The 19,660-nt window shown below is 74.7% G+C and carries 19 protein-coding genes and 1 riboswitch; of the genes, 13 read left to right on the forward strand and 6 right to left on the reverse strand.

Going from position 1 to position 19,660, the window contains the following annotated elements:
* The first annotated feature begins 163 nt into the window (after positions 1–163).
* From ACGF7U_RS21090 to araB, 6 genes are all read left to right on the forward strand, one after another.
* Complete coding sequence (locus tag ACGF7U_RS21090; protein WP_393109037.1) at positions 164–1,384, forward strand: cytochrome P450; 1,221 nt, start codon at positions 164–166, stop codon at positions 1,382–1,384.
* Positions 1,381–2,343: an alpha/beta hydrolase gene (locus ACGF7U_RS21095; RefSeq protein WP_393109039.1), complete on the forward strand. Its 963-nt coding sequence runs from the start codon at positions 1,381–1,383 to the stop codon at positions 2,341–2,343. The genes ACGF7U_RS21090 and ACGF7U_RS21095 overlap by 4 nt, the downstream gene beginning before the upstream one ends.
* Positions 2,336–3,469 (forward strand): alpha-hydroxy acid oxidase, encoded by a 1,134-nt coding sequence (locus ACGF7U_RS21100; RefSeq protein WP_393109041.1) that lies wholly within the window; start codon positions 2,336–2,338, stop codon positions 3,467–3,469. The genes ACGF7U_RS21095 and ACGF7U_RS21100 overlap by 8 nt, the downstream gene beginning before the upstream one ends.
* Positions 3,412–4,794 carry a PLP-dependent aminotransferase family protein gene (locus ACGF7U_RS21105; RefSeq protein WP_393109223.1) on the forward strand — a complete coding sequence of 461 codons (1,383 nt, stop codon included), beginning with the start codon at positions 3,412–3,414 and terminating at the stop codon, positions 4,792–4,794. Before ACGF7U_RS21100 ends, ACGF7U_RS21105 begins: the two co-directional genes overlap by 58 nt.
* A 67-nt stretch (positions 4,795–4,861) precedes the next feature.
* On the forward strand, positions 4,862–5,122 hold the full coding sequence (locus tag ACGF7U_RS21110) for a hypothetical protein (RefSeq protein WP_393109043.1): 261 nt from the start codon (positions 4,862–4,864) through the stop codon (positions 5,120–5,122).
* Positions 5,123–5,259: 137 nt separating this feature from the next.
* Complete coding sequence (araB, locus tag ACGF7U_RS21115; protein WP_393109045.1) at positions 5,260–6,927, forward strand: ribulokinase; 1,668 nt, start codon at positions 5,260–5,262, stop codon at positions 6,925–6,927.
* Between the two features lie 52 nt (positions 6,928–6,979).
* On the opposite strand, the gene ACGF7U_RS21120 is transcribed toward araB, so the two are convergent.
* A complete protein-coding gene (locus tag ACGF7U_RS21120; RefSeq protein ID WP_393109047.1) occupies positions 6,980–8,419 on the reverse strand; it encodes a glycine hydroxymethyltransferase in 1,440 nt (479 codons plus the stop codon).
* Between the two features lie 17 nt (positions 8,420–8,436).
* A riboswitch (ZMP/ZTP riboswitch) is annotated at positions 8,437–8,526 on the reverse strand.
* Positions 8,527–8,782: 256 nt separating this feature from the next.
* On the opposite strand from ACGF7U_RS21120, the gene ACGF7U_RS21125 reads away from it, so the two are divergent.
* Entirely contained in the window at positions 8,783–9,634 is an 852-nt protein-coding gene (locus tag ACGF7U_RS21125; protein ID WP_393109049.1) for a metallophosphoesterase family protein, read from the forward strand.
* Positions 9,635–9,676: 42 nt separating this feature from the next.
* Here ACGF7U_RS21125 and ACGF7U_RS21130 read toward each other — a convergent pair whose 3' ends face one another.
* The 4 genes from ACGF7U_RS21130 to ACGF7U_RS21145 all read right to left on the reverse strand — a co-directional run bounded on the left by ACGF7U_RS21130 (position 9,677) and on the right by ACGF7U_RS21145 (position 13,489).
* A complete protein-coding gene (locus ACGF7U_RS21130) occupies positions 9,677–10,177 on the reverse strand; it encodes a hemerythrin domain-containing protein (protein WP_393109051.1) in 501 nt (166 codons plus the stop codon).
* A 114-nt stretch (positions 10,178–10,291) separates the two neighbouring features.
* Positions 10,292–11,758: a S8 family serine peptidase gene (locus ACGF7U_RS21135; RefSeq protein ID WP_393109053.1), complete on the reverse strand. Its 1,467-nt coding sequence runs from the start codon at positions 11,756–11,758 to the stop codon at positions 10,292–10,294.
* 146 nt (positions 11,759–11,904) lie between these two features.
* The gene (locus ACGF7U_RS21140) at positions 11,905–12,774 is read right to left on the reverse strand and encodes an NAD(P)H-hydrate dehydratase (protein ID WP_393109055.1); all 870 of its coding nucleotides are present in this window, start codon (positions 12,772–12,774) and stop codon (positions 11,905–11,907) included.
* Positions 12,758–13,489, reverse strand: coding sequence for a histidine phosphatase family protein (locus ACGF7U_RS21145; protein ID WP_393109057.1), 732 nt, complete (start codon positions 13,487–13,489; stop codon positions 12,758–12,760). Before ACGF7U_RS21145 ends, ACGF7U_RS21140 begins: the two co-directional genes overlap by 17 nt.
* Positions 13,490–13,640: 151 nt before the next feature.
* On the opposite strand from ACGF7U_RS21145, the gene ACGF7U_RS21150 reads away from it, so the two are divergent.
* From ACGF7U_RS21150 to ACGF7U_RS21160, 3 genes are all read left to right on the forward strand, one after another.
* Positions 13,641–13,847, forward strand: a complete 207-nt coding sequence (locus tag ACGF7U_RS21150) for a hypothetical protein (RefSeq protein ID WP_393109059.1) — start codon at positions 13,641–13,643, stop codon at positions 13,845–13,847.
* Between the two features lie 135 nt (positions 13,848–13,982).
* Entirely contained in the window at positions 13,983–14,309 is a 327-nt protein-coding gene (locus tag ACGF7U_RS21155) for a hypothetical protein (protein ID WP_393109061.1), read from the forward strand.
* A 52-nt stretch (positions 14,310–14,361) separates the two neighbouring features.
* Positions 14,362–15,333 (forward strand): DNA polymerase domain-containing protein, encoded by a 972-nt coding sequence (locus tag ACGF7U_RS21160; protein ID WP_393109063.1) that lies wholly within the window; start codon positions 14,362–14,364, stop codon positions 15,331–15,333.
* 125 nt (positions 15,334–15,458) lie between these two features.
* On the opposite strand, the gene ACGF7U_RS21165 is transcribed toward ACGF7U_RS21160, so the two are convergent.
* A complete protein-coding gene (locus ACGF7U_RS21165; protein ID WP_393109065.1) occupies positions 15,459–15,965 on the reverse strand; it encodes an Lrp/AsnC family transcriptional regulator in 507 nt (168 codons plus the stop codon).
* A gap of 105 nt (positions 15,966–16,070) precedes the next feature.
* Between ACGF7U_RS21165 and pdhA the strand changes: the two genes are divergently transcribed.
* The 3 genes from pdhA to ACGF7U_RS21180 are packed head-to-tail and all read left to right on the forward strand — an operon-like array spanning position 16,071 to position 19,617.
* Positions 16,071–17,237, forward strand: a complete 1,167-nt coding sequence (gene pdhA / locus ACGF7U_RS21170; protein ID WP_393109067.1) for a pyruvate dehydrogenase (acetyl-transferring) E1 component subunit alpha — start codon at positions 16,071–16,073, stop codon at positions 17,235–17,237.
* Positions 17,237–18,253, forward strand: a complete 1,017-nt coding sequence (locus ACGF7U_RS21175) for an alpha-ketoacid dehydrogenase subunit beta (RefSeq protein WP_393109069.1) — start codon at positions 17,237–17,239, stop codon at positions 18,251–18,253. The genes pdhA and ACGF7U_RS21175 overlap by 1 nt, the downstream gene beginning before the upstream one ends.
* Positions 18,250–19,617 carry a dihydrolipoamide acetyltransferase family protein gene (locus ACGF7U_RS21180; RefSeq protein WP_393109071.1) on the forward strand — a complete coding sequence of 456 codons (1,368 nt, stop codon included), beginning with the start codon at positions 18,250–18,252 and terminating at the stop codon, positions 19,615–19,617. The genes ACGF7U_RS21175 and ACGF7U_RS21180 overlap by 4 nt, the downstream gene beginning before the upstream one ends.
* The last annotated feature ends 43 nt before the right edge of the window (positions 19,618–19,660 follow it).

The following is a 19,660-nucleotide window of genomic DNA, read 5'->3' on the forward strand; positions in this document are numbered from 1 at the left end:
GCCCGGGTTAGTCGGGGGTCCACAAACCCCCCCACCCCGCCGCCCCCACCGTGGTGTGCGCCCCCGGCGGCCCGGGGGGGGGGGGGGGCGTGGGACCGCGGGGGGGGGGGGGGGGCCCCCCCCCCCCCCCCCGCCACCGTTCCTGGGGGGAGACAGATCGACCGTGGACGTCACGCAACTGCTGACCCGGCTCTACAGCGACGAGGGCCGGCAGGACCCGTACCCCTGCTATGCGGGGCTGCACGAGCTGGGGCCGGTCAGTCCGGTGCCCGCGCGCGCCGAGCACCGGACGGTCGCCGCCGTCGCCGTCGGCTACGACCTGGTCAGCCAGGTGCTGCGGGACCCGGAGTGGTACAAGCAGGCGCCGCCGGGCTGGCAGGAGCAGGAGGTGCTGCGCACCCTGCAGACCTCGATGATGTTCGTCAACCCGCCCGACCACACCCGGATGCGGGCGGTCTTCGCGAAGACCTTCACCCCGCGCCGGCTGGGCGCGCTGGAGCCGGCCGTACACCGGGTCGTCGACGGGCTGCTGGACCGGATGGCCGACGCCGGTGACACCGGGTTCGACTTCGTCGCGGAGTTCGCGTACCCGATGCCGGCCCTGGTGATGGCGGAGTTCATCGGCATCCCCGCCGGGGAGCTGGACTTCTACCGGCAGCGCGTGGAGCGGATCGACGAGTTTCTGGACGTGGCGGGCAAGACCCCGGAGCGGCTCGCCGCCGCCAACACCGCCGCCGCCGAGCTGCGTGACTTCTACGCCGACCTGATCGCACACCGGCGCCGGCAGCCGGGCGAGGACCTGATCAGCGGGCTGGTCGAGGCGGTCGACTCCGGCGACGTGGCGCTGACCGCCGACGAGCTGATCAGCAACCTGATCGTGTTGTTCAACGCCGCCTTCGTCACCACCGTCTACATGTTCGGCAACGGGCTGCCGCTGCTGCTGGCCCACCCCGACGTGGCCGCCGCGCTGCCCGGCGACGACGCGCTGGCCCGGGGCGCCGTCGACGAGATCCTGCGGCTGGAGGCCCCGGTGCACTTCCTGGCAAGGGCCGCGCCCCGGGACACCGAGCTGGGCGGGGTGCCGGTCGAGCGGGACCAGAACGTGCTGCTGGTCCTCGCCGCCGCCAACCGTGACCCGGCGCGGTTCCCCGACCCCGACCGCTTCGACCCGCGCCGGTCCGGCCCCCCGTCGCTCGCCTTCGGCGTCGGCCTGCACTTCTGCCTCGGCGCGGCGGTGTCCCGGCTGGAGGGCCGGCTCGCGCTGCCGAAGCTGCTGGCCCGCTTCCCCCGGCTCGCGGTCGCCGAGGCGCCCACGTACAGCGGAAGCCTGTTCCTGCGCGGCATCGACAAGTTGCTGGTGCACACCGGAGGGGAGTCGGCGTGAGCGTCCACCCGCAGGTCGCGGCGTACCGGGCCGCCCGGGAGGCGGCCGGCACCCCGCCGCTGTACACGCAGACCCTCGCCGAGGCCCGCGCCGCCGACCTCGCCGCGATCCGCGCCGGCGGGGGCGCGGTCGAGCCGGTGCACGAGGTGCGTGACACGCACGTGCCCGGCCCGGCCGGCGACCTGCCGGTGCGCATCCACCGGCCGGCGGGGGAGGGGCCGCTGCCCACCCTGGTCTACTTCTTCGGCGGGGGCTGGACGCTGGGCAGCGTCGACACCGCCGACGGCATCTGCCGGCGGCTGGCCAACGCGGTGCCCTGCCAGGTGGTCACCGTCGGCTACCGGCTGGCTCCCGAGCACCCGTTCCCGGCCGCCGTGCACGACTGCCACGCGGCCACCCGGTGGATCGCCGCGCACCCCGAGGAGTTCGGCGCCGACCCGGAGCGGCTGGCGGTCGGCGGGGACAGCGCCGGCGGCAACCTCGCCGCGGCCGTCACCCTGCTGGCCCGCGACGGCGGCGGGCCCCGGCTCGCCGCCCAGCTGCTGGTGTACCCGAACACCGACCAGACCGGTGAGCCGGGCGGCGACGGCGAGGACCCGCTGCTGTTCAACCGCCGCTCGGTCGCCTGGTACCGCGGCCACTACTTCGCCGACCCCGCCGACGCTGCGCACCCGCTGGCCTCGCCGCTGCGCGCCGAGGAGCTGACCGGTCTGCCGCCGGCGCTGGTGATCACCGCCGAGCACGATCCGCTGTGCGAGGAGGGGGAGCGGTACGCCCACCAACTGCGCGACGCGGGGGTGCCGACCACCCTCACCCGGTACGCCGGCATGATCCACGGCTTCTTCGCCATGCCCGGCGCGTTCGACGACGGCCGCCGCGCCCAGGACCAGGCCGCCGCGTTCCTGCGGGCGCGCTTCGGTCTCCCGGCGCCGGCGGGAGAGGAGATCATCGATGGCTGAGACGGTGCTGCCCCGCCACGACGTGCCGGTCGGCGAGCCGGCCGCACCCGCCGGCCTGGCCGACTTCGCCGAGCGGGCCCGGGCGGTGCTCCCCGCCGACGTGTGGGACTTCATCGACGGCGGCAGCGGCACGGAGACCACCCTCGCGGCGAACCGGCGGGCCCTCGACCGGGTGGCGGTGCTGCCCCGCGTGCTGCGCGGAGTGGACGCCGCGCGCACCGACACGCGGCTGCTCGGCTCCCCCTGCGCCATGCCGGTGGCGGTGGCGCCGATGGCCTACCAGCGGCTGGTGCATCCCGACGGCGAGACGGCGCTCGCGGCGGCGGCCCGCGCGGCCGGCGTGCCGTACGTGGCCAGCACGCTGAGCAGCGTGCCCGTCGAGGAGATCACGGCGACCGGCGCGAGGGTCTGGTTCCAGCTCTACTGGCTGCGGGACCGGGCCCTCGTCGCGGACCTGCTGGACCGGGCGCACGCCGCCGGGTGCACCGCGCTGACCGTCACCGTCGACGTGCCTATCCTCGGCCGGCGGCTGCGCGACGTCCGCAACGGCTTCGCCATCCCGCCGCACGTCGTCGCCGCGAACCTGCCGGCCGGCCGGGACGCGCTCGCGCACGCCGCCACGCCGGGCGTCTCGGCCGTCGCCGCGCACACCGGTGAGGTCTTCGCGCCCGCGCTGAGCTGGGCCGACCTGGACTGGCTGCGGGGCCGTACCGCCCTGCCGCTGGTGGTGAAGGGCATCCTGGACCCGCGCGACGCGGAGCTGGCGGCGGCCGCCGGCGCGGACGCCGTGGTGGTCTCCAACCACGGCGGTCGTCAGCTCGACGGCGTGCCGGGCACCGCCACCGTGCTGCCCGAGGTGGTGACGGCGGTGGCCGACCGGTGCGAGGTGCTGCTGGACAGCGGCGTGCGCGGCGGCGTCGACGTGCTGCGCGCGCTCGCCCTCGGCGCGCGGGGGGTGCTGGTCGGCCGGCCGATGCTGTGGGCGCTCGCGGTCGGGGGCCGGGCCGGCGCGGAGAGCGCGCTGGCGCTGCTGGCCGGCGAGTTCCGCGACGCCCTGACGCTGGCCGGCTGCGGCGATCCGGCGGCCGTGCGCGGGCTGCGGGTGCTGACGGAGGCGCAGCGGTGACCGAACCGGTGGACCTGCGCGTCGCCGACCTGCACCCGGCGGTCGACGACCCGGCGCTGAACTCGATGAACTTCCTCAACGAGGTGGCGCAGCACTATCCCGACGCGGTGTCACTGGCGGCGGGCCGGCCGTACGAGGAGTTCTTCGACGTGGCCGCGCTGCACCGGCACCTGGAGACGTTCCGCCGGCACCTGGCCGACGACCTCGGGCAGAGCCCCGAGCAGGTGCACCGGACCCTGTTCCAGTACGGACGCACCAAGGGCGTCGTGCACCATCTCGTCGCCCGCAACCTCGCCGTCGACGAGGACATCACGGTCGACCCGGAGGCGATCGTGGTGACCGTCGGCTGCCAGGAGGCGATGTTCCTGGTGCTGCGGGCGTTGCGGGCCGACCCGCGTGACGTGCTGCTCGCCGTCGCCCCGACGTACGTGGGGCTGACCGGGGCCGCGCGGCTGCTGGACCTGCCGGTGCGACCGGTGGCCGGCGGCCCGGCGGGGGTGGACCTGGCCGACCTGCGCGAGCAGGTGCGCCGGGCCCGGGCGGCGGGGCTGCGCCCGCGCGCGTGCTACGTGATGCCGGACTTCGCCAACCCGTCGGGGACGAGCATCGGGCTGGCCGACCGGCGTCGGCTGCTCGACCTGGCCGCCGAGGAGGACCTGCTGCTGCTGGAGGACAACCCGTACGGTCTCTTCCCGGCCGGGGACGCGGGGCGGCTACCCACGCTGAAGGCGCTGGACACCGGGCGGCGGGTGGTCTATCTCGGCTCGTTCGCCAAGACGGTGCTGCCCGGCGCCCGGGTCGGCTACGTGGTCGCCGACCAGCGCGTCGCCGGTTCCGACGGCGCCGTGGGTCTGCTCGCCGACCAGCTCGCCAAGATCAAGAGCATGGTCACCGTGAACACCTCGGCGATCGCCCAGGCCGTCGTCGGCGGTGCGCTGCTGGAGCACGGGTGCAGCCTGGTCGCGGCGACCGCCCGGGAGCGGGCCGCGTACGGCCGGAACCTGCGCCACCTCGTCGACGGCCTGACCCGCCGCTTCCCGCCGGACGCGTCGGCGGTGCGGTGGAAGGTGCCGGCCGGCGGGTTCTTCGTGGTGGTCACCGTGCCGTTCGCCGTCGACGACGCGCTGCTGCACCGCTCGGCCCGCGAGTACGGGCTGCTCTGGACGCCGATGGCGCACTTCTACGACGACGGCGCCCCGGTCGACGCGCTGCGGCTGTCGGTCAGCGCGGTCACCCCGGAGCAGATCGACCTCGGCCTGGACCGGCTGGCCGCGCTGGTGGCCGACGAGACGGCACGACGGGGGGCGGCCGCGGCCGTGGGATGACACACCGCGTTCACCGCACGGCAATGCGCGACTGCCCGTGTTCCGCCGTCCTTCGTGGACACCCATAATGGACGCCATGGTCGCCTGGGAGTACGCGTTGCTGGTCCGCCGTTATCAGGGGCAGGGCCGCAACTTCCATGTCAGCTTCATCTGGTACGGCCCCGACGGGTCGCGCCGGGACATCACCGCGTACGGCGACACCGCGATCGCGCACCTCAACCGGGCCGGCCGGGAGGGCTGGGAGCTGGTCTCCGCCGCCGAGGACGTCAACAACGTCCAGGGCAGCACGGAGGTGCACCGCTACCACCTGAAGCGGCCCATCCCCTGATTCGCACCCCGCGCGGGCCCGGCCGCCCCGCCGGACCGCCTGCCGTTCACCCGGCGGTGTTGTTAGCGTTGCCCTCCGGCCGCCGCCGACCGACCGCCCACCCCGGGCGGCGGCGCGCCGCGGCGGAAGGAGGAGCGGTGGCGCAGCCGGCAGCGGGGACATCCCGGCACGTCGTCGGGGTCGACTTCGGCACCCTCTCCGGCCGGGCGGTCGTGGTGGACGTCGCCGACGGGGCCGTGCGCGGCGAGGCGGTCCACGCGTACCGGCACGGGGTGCTCACCGAGCGGCTGCCCGACGGGACGCCGCTGCCGCCGGACTGGGCGTTGCAGCACCCGGACGACCACCGCGAGGTGCTCCGGGTCGCGGTGCCCGCCGCGCTGCGCACCGCCGGGGTGCGCCCCGAGGACGTGCTCGGCATCGGCGTCGACGCCACCTCCTGCACGATGCTGCCCACCCGCGCCGACGGCACCCCGCTCTGCGAGCTGCCCGAGCTGGCCGGTCGGCCGCACGCGTACCCGAAGCTGTGGAAGCACCACGCGGCCCACCGGCAGGCCGCCCGGATCAACGACGTCGCCGCCGCGCGCGGCGAGACCTGGCTGCCCCGCTACGGCGGCCGGGTCTCCGCCGAGTGGCAGCTCGCCAAGGCGCTGGAGGTGCTGGAGGACGACCCGGAGATCTTCGATCGGGCGGAGCGCTTCATCGAGACGGCGGACTGGCTGGTCTGGCAGCTCTGCGGCCGCGAGACCCGCAACGTCTCCGCCGCCGGCTACAAGGGGCTGCGGCAGGACGGGCGGTACCCGTCGGCGGAGTTCCTGCGCGCCCTGCACCCCCGCCTCGACGGGCTGCTGCCCCGGATCGACGGGCCGCTCGCACCGCTGGGCGCCCGCGCCGGTGGGCTGACCGCCGAGGCGGCCCGGTGGACCGGGCTGCCGGTGGGGACCGCCGTCGCGGTCGGCTCCATCGACGCGCACGTCACCGCGGCGGCGGCCCGCTCGGTCGAGCCCGGCCGGATGCTCGCCGTGCTCGGCACCTCCACCTGCCTGATCATGAACGCGACCGCGTACCACGAGGTGCCCGGGGTGTGCGGCGTGGTCGACGGCGGCGTCACCACCGGGGCCTGGGGCTACGAGGCGGGGCAGAGCGGCGTCGGCGACATCTTCGCCTGGTACGTCCGCAACGCCCTGCCGGCCGGCTACGCCGACGAGGCGCGCCGCCGCGGGCTGACCCCGTACGAGCTGCTGGACGCGCTCGCCGCCGAGCAGCCGGTGGGCGGGCACGGGCTGCTGGCCCTGGACTGGCACAGCGGCAACCGGTCGGTGCTGATGGACCACGAGCTGAGCGGGGTGCTGGTCGGGCTGACCCTGGCCACCCGGCCGGAGGACATCTGGCGGGCGCTGCTGGAGGCGACCGCCTTCGGCGCCCGGACCGTCGTCGACGCGTTCACCGCCGCCGGGGTGGCCGTCGACGAGCTCACCGTGGCCGGCGGGTTGACCCGCAACCGGCTGCTGCTGCGGATCTACGCCGACGTGGTCGGCCGGCCGCTGCACGTGGTGGACTCCGCCCACCCGGCGGCGCTGGGCGCGGCGATCCACGCGGCGGTCGCCGCCGGGGCGTACCCGGACGTGCCGGCCGCCTCGGCGGCGATGGGCGCCGGCCGCCGCGAGACCTGGCACCCCGACCCGGCCCGGGCGGCCGCCTACGACGACCTGTACGCCGAGTACCGCGCGCTGCACGACCACTTCGGCCGGGGCGGCACCGGCGTCCTGCACCGCCTGCGCGCCCTGCGCCACCGCCGGGCGCGGTGACGGCGACGCCCCCGCGCGGCGGGGCCGGCGGGGGGCGTCGTGGTGCAGCGGTTCAGCCGAGGTCGACGGCCGGGTAGAGCGGGAAGCCGGTCAGCAGGTCGCTGGCCTGCTTGCTGACCCGGTCGGCGACGGTCGGGTCGAGGACGTACTTGGCCTTCGACGGGGTGCCGTCCGGGTTCGCGCCCGGCCGGGTCTGGCTGAGCACGGTGTGGATCAGCTCCGCGGTCTCGTCCATCTGCGCCGGGCCCAGCCCCCGCGTGGTCAGCGCCGGGGTGCCGATGCGGATGCCGGAGGTGTACCAGGCGCCGTTCGGGTCCTGCGGGACCGAGTTGCGGTTGGTGACGATGCCCGAGTCGAGCAGCGCCTGCTCGGCCTGCCGGCCGGTCAGCCCGTAGCCGGTGACGTCGATGAGCACCAGGTGGTTGTCGGTGCCGCCGGTGACCAGCTTGCCGCCCCGCCGCAGCAGCCCCTCGGCGAGGGCCTGGGCGTTGGCGACGATGCGCTGCGCGTAGTCGGCGAAGTCGGGGCGGCGGGCCTCGGCCAGGGCGACGGCCTTGGCGGCCATCACGTGCGGCAGCGGGCCGCCGAGCACCATCGGGCAGCCCCGGTCGACCTGGTCGGCCAGCTCCGGCTGGCAGAGCACCATGCCGCCGCGCGGGCCGCGCAGCGACTTGTGCGTGGTGGTGGTGACGATGTGCGCGTGCGGCACCGGGTCGAAGTCGCCGGTGAAGACCTTGCCGGCGACCAGGCCGGCGAAGTGCGCCATGTCGACCATGAAGGTGGCGCCGACCGAGTCGGCGATCTCCCGCATGATCCGGAAGTTGACCTTCCGCGGGTACGCCGAGTAGCCGGCCACCAGGATCAGCGGCTTGAACTCGCGCGCGGCCTCGGCGACCCGGTCGTAGTCGACCAGGCCGGTGGCGGGGTCGGTGCCGTAGCTGCGCTGGTCGAACATCTTGCCGGAGATGTTCGGCCGGAACCCGTGGGTGAGGTGGCCGCCGGCGTCCAGCGACATGCCGAGCATCCGTTGGTTGCCCAGCTCCCGGCGCAGCGCGAACCAGTCCGCCTCGGTGAGGTCGTTGACCTGCCGCACCTGGGCCTTCTTCAGCGCCGGGGACTCCACCCGGTCGGCCAGGACCGCCCAGAACGCGACCAGGTTGGCGTCGATGCCGGAGTGCGGCTGCACGTACGCGTGGGCCGCGCCGAACAGCTCCCGGGCGTGCTCGGCGGCGAGCGCCTCGACCGTGTCGACGTTCTGGCAGCCGGCGTAGAAGCGACGGCCGACGGTGCCCTCGGCGTACTTGTCGCTGAACCAGTTGCCCATGGCCAGCAGGGTGGCCGGGGAGGCGTAGTTCTCGCTGGCGATGAGCTTGAGCGACTCGCGCTGGTCGGCGAGCTCGGCGCCGATGGCGTCGGCCACCCGCGGCTCGACGGCGCGGATCACCTCGAGGGCGCTGCGGAAGGCGGTGGATTCGGCGTTCGGCGACGACATGCGACCTCCAGTGACGTGCGGAAGGCCCAGGCGCTCGGCATGCGTCCTCATGACGGGACCGCTTCCCGATGGTTCTCCATCCCCACGCGCCAGTCACGGCCCGGGCCGATCCTACCGGGTCGGCCCCGCACACCCCCGGCCCACCTCGCCGCCCCGCCCATCCCGCCACGTCCTCCGCCGGTAGGTCAAGATCCGCTCGCGGGCACCGGTCGCTCCACAAGATCCGCACAACATCCGGGATGTAGTGGCCACAGAGACACAAGGAGACCACTACATCCCGGAAGTTGTGCGGATCTTGACGCGGAACGCGGGGCGTGGGTGTGCGGGCTCGCGGTGGTGGTGACCGATCAATAGGATCGACGCATGGTGGCCGAGGGGAGCGCGGGCGGCAGCCTGCTCGCCATCAGCGACCTGCACGTCGGGCACCCGGGCAACCGGGCGGTGGTGGAGGGGCTGCGTCCGGGGTCGCCGGACGACTGGCTGATCGTCGCCGGGGACGTCGGCGACACCGTGGCCGACGTCGAGTGGGCCCTCGGGCTGCTCAGCGACCGCTTCGCGCGGGTCGTCTGGGCGCCGGGCAACCACGAGCTGTGGACGCCGCCGGCCGACCCGGTGACGCTGCGCGGCGTCGCGCGGTACCAGCATCTGGTCGACCTGTGCCGGCGCCTCGGCGTGCTGACCCCGGAGGACCCGTACGCGCAGTGGCGCGGGCCGGGCGGGCCGGTGCTGGTGGCGCCGCTGTTCCTGCTCTACGACCACAGCTGGCGCCCGGAGGGGTTCGACACCCCGGAGGCGGCGCTGGCCGAGGCGTACCGGACGGGGATCGTCTGCACCGACGAGTTCCTGCTGCACCCCGACCCGTACCCGAGCCGGTCGGCGTGGTCCGCGGCCCGGGTCGCCGAGACCGCCCGGCGCCTCGCCGGGCGGGCGCCGGGGCTGCCGACCGTGCTGGTGAACCACTGGCCGCTGCTGCGCGAGCCGACCCGGATCCTGCGCTACCCGATCTTCGCCCAGTGGTGCGGCACCGAGGCCACCGCCGACTGGCACCTGCGCTTCGACGCCGCGGCGGTGGTCTACGGCCACCTGCACATCCCCCGCACCACCTGGCACGACGGGGTGCGGTTCGAGGAGGTCTCGGTGGGCTACCCCAGGGAGTGGCGGTCCCGCGCCGCACCGCCGTCGCTGCGGCGGATCCTGCCCGCGCCCCCGGCATGACGACGGGCCCCGGCGCACCGGGGCCCGTCGGCGTCGTCCGGCTCAGGCCGTCACGGCGTCCAGCGACTTCTTGATCGCCTTCGGGTCGGTCGGCTTGCGCGGCGCGTCCGCGCGCAGCTCGATCATCCGCTCGCCGATCTCCTGGAGCTGCTTACGGCCGAGCGCCTCGCGCACCTTGGGGAACCACTCCTGCTCCTCCTCCTCGACGTGGTGCAGGACGTTCTCGATCAGCACCGTGGTCTTGGCGTTGAAGCGCTCGTCGTCGGCGTCCATGGTGAACAGCTCGGCGCAGAGCACGTCGGCGACGTGGTGCTCCTCGTACGACTCGAGGATGTCGTCCTCCAGGTCGGGCAGGAGCTTGCGGATCTCCGGGTACATCACCTCGTTCTCGAGGTAGGTGTGCACCGTGAGGGCCTCCAGGATCTCGCTCACCAGCTTCTGCCGCTGCGCGGCCGGCCCCTCCTCGGCATCCTGGAAGGCCTTGAACAGGCGGCGCATCTCCTTGTGGTCCTCTTTCAACAGGACGATGGCATCGGTGGACACCGTTGACCTCCTCGGCTCGTTCGACGCCTCCTCCCGTACCCCCGCCGTGAGCAGCGAAAACAGGTGGGGCCCGGCGGATCACCGCCGGGCCCCACCACGGGTCGTGCCGTGCTGCTACTTCACCACGTTGTACGCGTTGACCATGCCGGCGCCGTAGAACGAGTTGCGCTCGCCCCCGGTGCAGGTGGCCGGGAAGCCCGGTCGCGGCTCCCAGACACCCTCCTCGCAGGGGACCGACTCGGCGGTCCGCTCGAGGAAGGACGCCAGCTGGCCCGGCGCCATGCCGGGGTGGGCCGACAGGGCCAGCGCCGCGACGCCGGCCGCGTGCGGGCTCGACATCGACGTGCCCTGCTTGTAACCCCAGCCGTTGGTCTTCGTCGCCGTGTTGAAGGTGGTCGACAGGATGCCGTCGGTCGGGGTCGAGCTGGCGCCGTTGGTGCGGTACCGGGTGTCGCCGCCGGGCGCGGTCACGTCCACGACGCCCAGGCCGTACGAGGAGTAGTAGCTCTTCTTGCCGGTCGGGGCGACCGCCGACACCGTCACCACACCCGGCGCCTCGGCCGGCAGGACGAGGCAGGAGTTGGTGAGGTCCTCGCGCTCCTCGGGCGTCCCGTTGTTGGGGCTGCCGGTGTCGGTGATCTTGTGGGCGAGGTCCCAGTTCGAGTTGCCCGCGGACGCGATGTTCAGCACGCCCTTGCTCTGCGAGTAACGGATCGCCCGCTGGACGGCCTTCCACACCGGACGCTGACGCGCGTCGTTGCGGCAGTTCAGCTCCCACGGGTCGATGAAGTAGCTGTTGTTGGTGACCTGCATGCCGTGGTCGGCCGCCCACATGAAGCCGCAGAGCGCGGCCTCGGGGTAGATGAACCGGTCATCGTCGACCACCTTGACGGCGGCCACCTTGACACCCGGCGCCACACCGGTCACGCCGACGCCGTTGACGGCGGCGGCGATGGTGCCGGCCACGTGGGTGCCGTGGTCGGAGACGGTCGGGTTCCAGGCCGCCTCGGTGGTGTCCGCGACACCGCCGATGCAGGACGCGCTCCTGTCCTTGGCGATCTGGTCCTTCAGATCCGGGTGGCTGGAGGAGATGCCGCTGTCCAGCACGCCCACCACCACGCCGGCGCTGCCGGCGTTGACGGCGTGGGCCTGCGGGACGTCGATCATCGGCATGTCCCACTGCTGACCGAACATGGGCTCCTTGGTCGGGTCGGCGGTCGCGTTCGCCGCCGCGGCCGCGGAGACCTCCAGGGTCTCGCCCTCGTCGAGCGCGGTGCCCAGGCCGGCGGTGGACGCCGCCGACTCGACGCCCGCCCCCGCCACGTCCCTGACGAAGTCGGGGTTGGTCGAGCGGACGACGAGCACGCCGATCTGGTCGTAGCTGGCCACCACGGTGCCGTTGGCGGCGGCCACGCGGGCGGCCGCCTTGTCGGTCTTGGCGCCCTGCGGGGCGAGCACCAGGAACGTGGTGTCCGGCCCGGCGGCCGACGCCGCCGGGGCGAGCCCGCCGGTGACGGCGAGGCCGACACCGAGCGTCACGGCGGACGCGGCAGCCAGTGTCTTGCGACGGAGGTTCTTCACACAGACTCCCAGGGGGATGTTTCCAGCCGGGTACGCCCCCTGGCGGGGAGCGGCCGGCGGGAGGCGGGCGGGACGCCCTCCTCCGATCCACCAGCGTAGGAGCGGAGTGTGGCGTTACACACATCCGTTCGGCCAGACAGGAAGTGTCAGACGGTGGCGAGTGTGTAAGGGATCTCGTCGAGCAGCTCCCGGGCGAGGAACCCGATCCGGCCGAACCGCGGCACCAGCCGCTGGCCGCTCACCGCGTGGGCGAACGCCGCCCAGCACGCGGCCTGCGCCGGCTCGGCACCCCGGGACAGCAGTCCGGCGAGCAGTCCGGCGCGGACGTCCCCGCTGCCGGACGTGCCGAGCCCCGCGTCGCCGCTCTCCTCCCGCCAGCTCCGGCCGTCCGGTGTGGCGATGTGGCCGTAGAGCGAGACCACGGCCTCGTACCGGCCGGCCAGCTCGATCGCGTCGGCGTCCAGGTCGTCGCCGGGATCGCGGCCGAGCAGGTGCCGGGCCTCGGTCAGGTTGGGGGTCAGCACCACCGGCCGCCCGGAGCCGACCAGCAGGTCCGGGGCGTGGCTGAGCGCCCCCAGGGCGTACGCGTCGAGCACCAGCGCCGTCTCCCGGGCGGCCGCGTCGAGCACGAGGCGCAGCAGGCGCGCGGTCTCGTCGATGTCCTTGAGGCCCGGGCCGACGGCCACCACGTCGGCCTCGGCCACCAGCTCGGTCAGCCGGTCGCCGGGCCGGCCGGCGACCGCGCCGTCGGCGGTCTCCGGCAGGCCCACCACCAGCGCCTCGGGCACCTGGATGCTCAGCGCGGCGGCGGTGGACTCGGCGGCGGCGAGTTGCAGCACGCCCGCCCCGGCCCGCAGCGCGGCCACGCCGGCGAGCAGCACCGCGCCGGGGGCGAACCGCGAACCGCCGGCCACCAGCACCGTGCCCCGCGCCTCCTTGCCTCCGGTCGGCACGGGCAGCGCCCAGTCGCGCAGCAGGCCGGGGGTGATCACCCGGGTGTCAGACCGGTTCGGCATGGACCTCGTCCTCCCTGGTCGGCCGGGCACCCTGCTGGCGCAGGTGACCGACGTCGTTGAACACGTCCGGGACCAGCCGGCCGTCCGCCCCGGCGGACCAGCCGGTGACGGAGCAGTTCGCGACGACCTGCTCCCGGGTCAGCGCCATCAGCTCCGCCTCGGTGAGCCCCTCCACCAGGTAACGGGTCAGGAAGACCAGAGCGTCGTGGCCGAACAGCAGCACCCGTCGGCCCGCGTGGTCGCGGCGCAGGTCGCCGAGGAGGGCGCGCAGGCGCAGCGCCACGTCCGTCCAGGACTCGCCGCCGGGCGGCCGGTAGTAGAACTTGCCGAGCCGGTCCCGGCGGGCCGCCTCCTCGGGGTGTCGGCGGCGCACCCCCTGCCCGGTCAGCCCGTCGAGGATGCCGAGTTCCCGGTCGCGCAGCCGCTCGTCGCGGCTGAGCGGGATCCCGGTGCCGGCCAGGGCCAGCTCGGCGGTCTGGACCGCCCGCAGGTACGGCGACACCACCGCGACGTCCGGCCGGCGGGCCTCGGGCAGCCCGGCCAGCCACCGCGCGGTGGCGCGGGCCTGCTCCTCCCCGGTCGGGCTCAGCGGCACGTCCGCGTCCCGGTGGGTCAGGTCGATCAGCTCGGCGCCGGACGCCTCGGCCGCCGTGGCCGCCACGTTCGCCGTGCTCTCGCCGTGCCGGACGATCCAGAGCGCTGCCAGTTCCGCCATGCGGCACCCCCTACCCGGGGCCCGCCCCGGATAACCGCGCCGCCCACGGCGGGGCGTGAACGGGGGCAGGCCGGGTAAGCGCTGCCTCCACCTGACACCGAGACGGGGGAGGTAGTCCGTGGCCACCATGACCAAGGAACAGATCAGTCCGGTGAAGGATCAGAACTACGACCTGATCCACGTGCTGCAGATGTCGCTGAAGCACATCTGGAAGCTGGACACGTACATCGCCGACGCGGACGAGCGGGGCGACACGGAACTGGCCACCTGGTTCCGGAAGATGCAGGAGAACAACCGCAAGGCCGGTGAGCAGGGCAAGAAGATGCTCCTCGCGCGCCTGCAGGAAGACATGAGCTGAGTACGGCCGACGGTGGTCGGGCGGCCGGAGACGGGCCGCCCGACCTCCGCGCGTACGACCGGCGCCCTCAGGGGCAGCGCGGCCGGGCGTCGACGTGGAGAATGTCCATCCGGGTCGCACGGGATGGAGCCGCCGATGACGGTCGTCAGGGGTCTGCGCGAGGCGCTGGTCTTGTTCGTGATCGCGCTGGTCGTGGTCGCGGCCGCCGCCGGGCTCTGGGTCGTCCTGGGCGGCGGCGACTTCGCCTACCGGTTCGGCGTCGCCCTGGTGGTGGTCGGCGGGCTGCTCGGGGTCACCGGTGACCTCACCCTGAGCCGCGTCGGCATGCTCGGGGCGCGGGCCACCTTCGGCGCGGCGCCCGAGCGCGAGGCTGCCGGCGAAGGGCGGGTGCTCACGGGGATCGGGATCTTCCTGTTCGTCGGCCTGCCGCTCATGGCCGTGGGCATCATGCTGATCGCCTGAGCCGGCGCGACGCTGCGCCCGCCGGCCGGCCCGCCGGGTTACGGTGTCAGGCGTGGCGACGCCGGCGGAGGAGATCCGGGTGGGGGAGCGGCTGGTCCGCGTCTCCAGCCCCGACAAGCCCTACTTCCCGCAGTTGGGGCTGACCAAGCTGGACGTGGTGCGCTACTTCCTCGCCGTCGGCGACGGCGTCCTGCGCGCCCTGCGGGACCGGCCCACCATGTTGGAGCGGTGGCCGCGCGGCGTCTTCGACGGCGCGAAGATCGGCACGCGGCAGGACAACCGGGGCGACGCCTTCTACCAGAAGCGGCTGCCGGCGGGGGCGCCCGAGTGGGTGCGCACCGCACACATCACCTTCCCGAGCGGGCGCACGGCCGACGAGGTCGCGCCGAGCGAGCTGGCCGTGGTGATCTGGGCGGCGAACCTCGGCACGCTGCGGTTCCACCCGTGGCCGGTCTCCGCCGCCGACGTCGAGCGCCCCGACCAGCTGCGGATCGACCTCGACCCGATGCCCGGGGTGGGCTTCGACCAGGTGGTGCCGGTGGCCCACGAGGTGCGCGCGTTCCTCGACGAGCTGGGCCTGACCGGCTACCCGAAGACGACCGGCGGGCGGGGCCTGCACGTCTATCTGTCGATCGAGCCCCGGTGGAGCTTCGGCGACTGCCGGCGGGCGGTGCTGGCGTTGGGCCGCGAGATGCAGCGCCGGTTGCCGGAGCTGGTCACCACCGCCTGGTGGCGGGAGCAGCGGGACCGCCCGGTCTTCATCGACTACAACCAGATGTCCCGGGACCACACGATGGCCTCGGCGTACTCCATCCGCCCCACCCCGAAGGCGCTGGTCTCCGCGCCGCTGGACTGGTCGGAGCTGGGCGACGCGCGGCCGGAGGACTTCGACGTCACCACGATGCCGGCCCGCTTCGCCGAGCGCGGCGACCCGCACGCGGGCCTCGACGAGCGGCGCTTCTCCCTGGAGCCGCTGCTGGAGCTGGCCGACCGGGAGGGGCTGGAGGCCCCGCCGGAGCGCTGAGCCCGTCGCCGTCGGGCCCGCGGCTGGGCACCCGCCCGGGTGTCGGGCCGCCGGCGGCGCGTTGAGGGGCACCCGCCCGGGTGTCGGGCCGCCGGCGGCGCGCTGAGGGGCACCCGCCGCGCGGCTCACTCCCACGGGCTGCGTTCGCCGTCGAACTCGTCGAAGACCAGCCAGGTGCGGGTGGAGAGCACCCCGGCGATGCTCTGCACCCGGCCCAGCACCACGTCCCGCAGGGTGGCGTTGTCCGGTGCCCGGACCAGAGCGAGGACGTCGTGGTCGCCGCCGAGCAGCGCGGCGTGCTCGATGTAGCGCACCCGGGCCAGCTCCGCGGACACCTCCCGCCACGTGTTCTGTTCGATCTTCAACGCGACGTACGCCGAGGTGCCCAGCCCCGCCGCCTCGGGCGCGACCTGGGCCCGGAACCCGGTGATCACCCCGTCGCGCAGCAGCCGTTCCACCCGTGCGTAGGCGTTGGTGCGGGAGATGTGGATCCGCTCGGCGAGGGTGCGCACCGAGGTGCGCCCGTCGCGGACCAGCTCGTCGAGGATGCGGCGGTCGACCTCGTCCAACGGCCGGGCCGAACGTCCCGTTCCGGCCGCCGGCTCCCCGCCCGGCCCGGATTCCTGGCTCATCTCGATGCCTCCCGCATGCCATCCGTCCCGCGTTTGTCATGGATCTTGAGTCAATCATCCGACGGCAGGAGCATAGGCCCACCACACGTCCCAGGAGGTCCCGCCGTGACGACCACACCCGAGGCGGTCCGCAGGGCATCCCCGCGCAGCCGCCGGAAGGCCACCCCGCCCGACCCGGCCAAGCCGCTGCTGCCGGCCACCGCGCCGGTACGTCTGCTCGATCCCGCCGGCACGCCGCTGCCCGCCCCCGCCGACTACCCCGAGCCGCCCGTCGAGGCGCTCGCCGAGATGTACCGGCGGATGGTGATCGGCCGCCGCTTCGACGTCCAGGCCACCGCCCTGACCAAGCAGGGCCGGCTGGCGGTCTACCCGTCCTCGCGGGGCCAGGAGGCCTGCCAGGTCGGCGCGATCCTCGCCCTGCGCGAGGACGACTGGGTCTTCCCGACCTACCGGGAGTCCATGGCGCTGGTCTCCCGGGGCATCGACCCGGTCGAGGTGCTGACGCTGCTGCGCGGCGACTGGCACTGCGGGTACGACCCCGCCGCCCGGCACACCGCCCCGCAGTGCACCCCCCTGGCGACCCAGTGCGTGCACGCCGCCGGGCTGGCCTACGGCGAGGCGTACCAGGGGCGGGACACCGTCGCGCTGGCGTTCATCGGCGACGGGGCCACCAGCGAGGGAGACTTCCACGAGGGCGTGAACTTCGCCGCCGTGTTCAAGGCCCCCGTCGTCTACTTCGTGCAGAACAACCGGTACGCGATCAGCGTTCCGCTGTCCCGGCAGACCGCCGCGCCGTCGCTGGCGTACAAGGGCGTCGGCTACGGCGTGCCCAGCGAGCAGGTCGACGGCAACGACCCGGTGGCCGTCCTCGCGGTGCTCACCCGCGCGGTCGAGCACGCCCGCTCCGGCAGGGGCCCGTTCCTCGTCGAGGCGCACACCTACCGGATGGAGCCGCACACCAACGCCGACGACGCCACCCGCTACCGCGACGGCGCCGAGGTCGAGGCATGGCGGGACCGGGACCCGGTCGCCCGCCTGGAGACGTACCTGCGGGCCCGCGGCGTGCTCGACGACGCGGGTGTCGCCGCGATCGCCGAGGAGGCCGAGGCGTACGCCGCCGACCTGCGCGCCCGGATGAACGCGCAGCCGGCGGTCGACCCGATGAGCCTCTTCGAGCACGTCTACGCCGAGCCCACCCCGCAGTTGGTCGAGCAGCGCGAACAGGTCCGCGCCGAGCTGGCCGCCGCCGCAGACGAGGAGGGTGAGCGCTGATGGCCGCCCTGACCATGGCGAAGGCGCTCAACGCCGCGCTCGCCGACGCGATGCTCGACGACGACCGGGTGGTCGTCTTCGGCGAGGACGTCGGGGCGCTCGGCGGCGTCTTCCGGATCACCGACGGCCTCCAGGCCCGCTTCGGTGACAAGCGCTGCTTCGACACCCCGCTCGCCGAGGCCGGCATCGTCGGGTTCGCCGTCGGCCTGGCCATGTCCGGGCTGCGCCCGGTGGTCGAGATGCAGTTCGACGCGTTCGCGTACCCGGCGTTCGAGCAGATCGCCTCGCACGTGGCGAAGCTGCGCAACCGCACCCGGGGCGCGTTGAGCGTGCCGATCGTCATCCGGGTGCCGTACGCCGGCGGCATCGGCGGGGTGGAGCACCACTGCGACTCGTCCGAGGCGTACTACGCGCACACCCCCGGCCTGAAGGTGGTCACCCCGGCGACGGTCGAGGACGCGTACTCGCTGCTGCGCCAGGCGATCGAGGACCCGGACCCGGTCGTGTTCATGGAACCGAAGAAGCTCTACTTCTCCAGCGCCGAGGCGGAGCTTCCCGCGGCCACCGCGCCGATCGGCCGGGCCGTCGTGCGGCGGCCGGGCCGCGACGCCACCCTCGTCGCGTACGGGCCGGCGGTGCCGGTCGCGCTGGAGGCCGCCGAGGCCGCCCGCGAGGAGGGCTGGGACCTGGAGGTGGTGGACGTGCGCAGCATCGTCCCGTTCGACGACGAGACGGTCACCGCCTCGGTCCGCCGCACCGGCCGGTGCGTGGTGATCCAGGAGGCCCAGGGCTTCGCCGGGGTCGGCGCGGAGATCGCCGCCCGGGTGCAGGAGCGTTGCTTCCACGCCCTGCACGCCCCGGTGCTGCGGGTGTCCGGGCTGGACATCCCGTATCCGGCGCCGATGCTGGAGCACACCCACCTGCCGTCGGTGGACCGGGTGCTCGACACGGTGGCCCGGCTCCAGTGGGACGACCAGCCGGACGAGCGCTGGCTGACCCGGGGGAGCGCGGCGTGACCACCGTGGACGGGACGCAGGTCTTCCTCCTGCCCGACCTCGGCGAGGGGCTGAGCGAGGCCGAGATCGTCGAGTGGCGGGTCGCCGTGGGCGACGTGGTCACGGTGGACCAGAGCGTCGTCGAGGTGGAGACCGCCAAGGCCGTCGTCGACGTGCCCTGCCCGTACGCCGGGCGCGTCGTGGCGCTGCACGGCGCGGCGGGTGAGGTCCGCCCGGTCGGCCAGCCGCTGATCACCATCGCGCCGCTGGACGGTGCCGGCGGGACCGCCGACGAGCCCGCCGGGCACGCCACCTACCGCGAGGAGGAGCGCGCCGGCTCCGGCAACGTCCTGATCGGGTACGGCACCGGCCACGGCGGCGCGGGTCGCCGGCGTCGCCGACCCCGCCTCGCGGCCGCCCCGGAGCCCCGGCCGGCCGAGCCCCCGGCGCAGCGGACCGCCCCGGCGGTGGCGACGGACCGCCCGCGCGACGCGGCGCCCCTGGTCATCTCGCCGATCGTGCGCCGGCTGGCCCGCGAGCACGGCCTCGACCTCGCCGCCCTGCGCGGCAGCGGCCCCGGCGGCGTGGTGCGCCGGGCCGACGTGGAGGCCGCCCTGGCCGAGGCGTCCTCGCCGGCCGCCCGGCTCGCCGCGGTGCCGGACCAGCCCGCCGAGCCGGCCGCGCCCGGGGCGGCGGACGTGGTCGTCCCGCTGACCGGCATCCGCAAGGCGATCGCCGACAAGCTCTCCCGCAGCCGGCGGGAGATCCCCGAGGTGACCATCTGGGTGGACGTGGACGCCACCGGGCTGCTGGAGACCCGGGCCGCGATCAACGCGGCGACCCCGGACGCGCCGGTGAGCATCCTGGCCCTGCTGGCCCGCATCTGCCTGTCCGGGCTGCGCCGGTACCCGCAGCTCAACGCCCGCGTCGACACCGAGGGCCAGCGGATCGTCCAGTCGGCCGGCGTACACCTCGGCATCGCCGCCCAGACGGACCGGGGGCTGGTCGTGCCGGTGCTGCGCGACGCGCAGCGGCTCACCACCGCCGAGCTGGCCGCCGAGCTGGCCGCGACCACCACGGCCGCCCGGGCCGGCACGCTGCCCCCGGCCCGCCTCACCGGGGGCACGTTCACGCTCAACAACTACGGCGTCTTCGGCGTCGACGGCTCCACGCCGATCATCAACCACCCGGAGGCGGCGCTGCTCGGGGTGGGACGGATCGTGGACAAGCCGTGGGTGGTGGACGGGCAGCTCGCGGTGCGGAAGGTGACCCAGCTCAGCCTGACCTTCGACCACCGGGTCTGCGACGGGGGCGTGGCCGGCGGCTTCCTGCGGCACGTCGCCGACTGCGTCGAGCAGCCGGCGCTGCTGATCGCCAACGTCTGACCCGCCGCGACGGCCCCGGTCCCGCCTCCCGGCGGCGCCGGGG

Origin of the sequence: Micromonospora sp. NPDC047670 (assembly GCF_043204915.1) — a bacterium.
In the GTDB taxonomy this organism is placed as follows: domain Bacteria; phylum Actinomycetota; class Actinomycetes; order Mycobacteriales; family Micromonosporaceae; genus Micromonospora.

What these genes read in the sequence shown, in the direction of transcription:
- ACGF7U_RS21100 (WP_393109041.1), top strand. Translation starts at nt 2,336, where the DNA reads ATGGCTGAGACGGTGCTGCCCCGCCACGACGTGCCGGTCGGCGAGCCG.
- ACGF7U_RS21110 (WP_393109043.1), top strand. Translation starts at nt 4,862, where the DNA reads ATGGACGCCATGGTCGCCTGGGAGTACGCGTTGCTGGTCCGCCGTTAT.
- ACGF7U_RS21120 (WP_393109047.1), bottom strand. Translation starts at nt 8,419, where the DNA reads ATGTCGTCGCCGAACGCCGAATCCACCGCCTTCCGCAGCGCCCTCGAG.
- ACGF7U_RS21125 (WP_393109049.1), top strand. Translation starts at nt 8,783, where the DNA reads ATGGTGGCCGAGGGGAGCGCGGGCGGCAGCCTGCTCGCCATCAGCGAC.
- ACGF7U_RS21140 (WP_393109055.1), bottom strand. Translation starts at nt 12,774, where the DNA reads ATGCCGAACCGGTCTGACACCCGGGTGATCACCCCCGGCCTGCTGCGC.
- ACGF7U_RS21145 (WP_393109057.1), bottom strand. Translation starts at nt 13,489, where the DNA reads ATGGCGGAACTGGCAGCGCTCTGGATCGTCCGGCACGGCGAGAGCACG.
- ACGF7U_RS21155 (WP_393109061.1), top strand. Translation starts at nt 13,983, where the DNA reads ATGACGGTCGTCAGGGGTCTGCGCGAGGCGCTGGTCTTGTTCGTGATC.
- ACGF7U_RS21165 (WP_393109065.1), bottom strand. Translation starts at nt 15,965, where the DNA reads ATGAGCCAGGAATCCGGGCCGGGCGGGGAGCCGGCGGCCGGAACGGGA.
- ACGF7U_RS21175 (WP_393109069.1), top strand. Translation starts at nt 17,237, where the DNA reads ATGGCCGCCCTGACCATGGCGAAGGCGCTCAACGCCGCGCTCGCCGAC.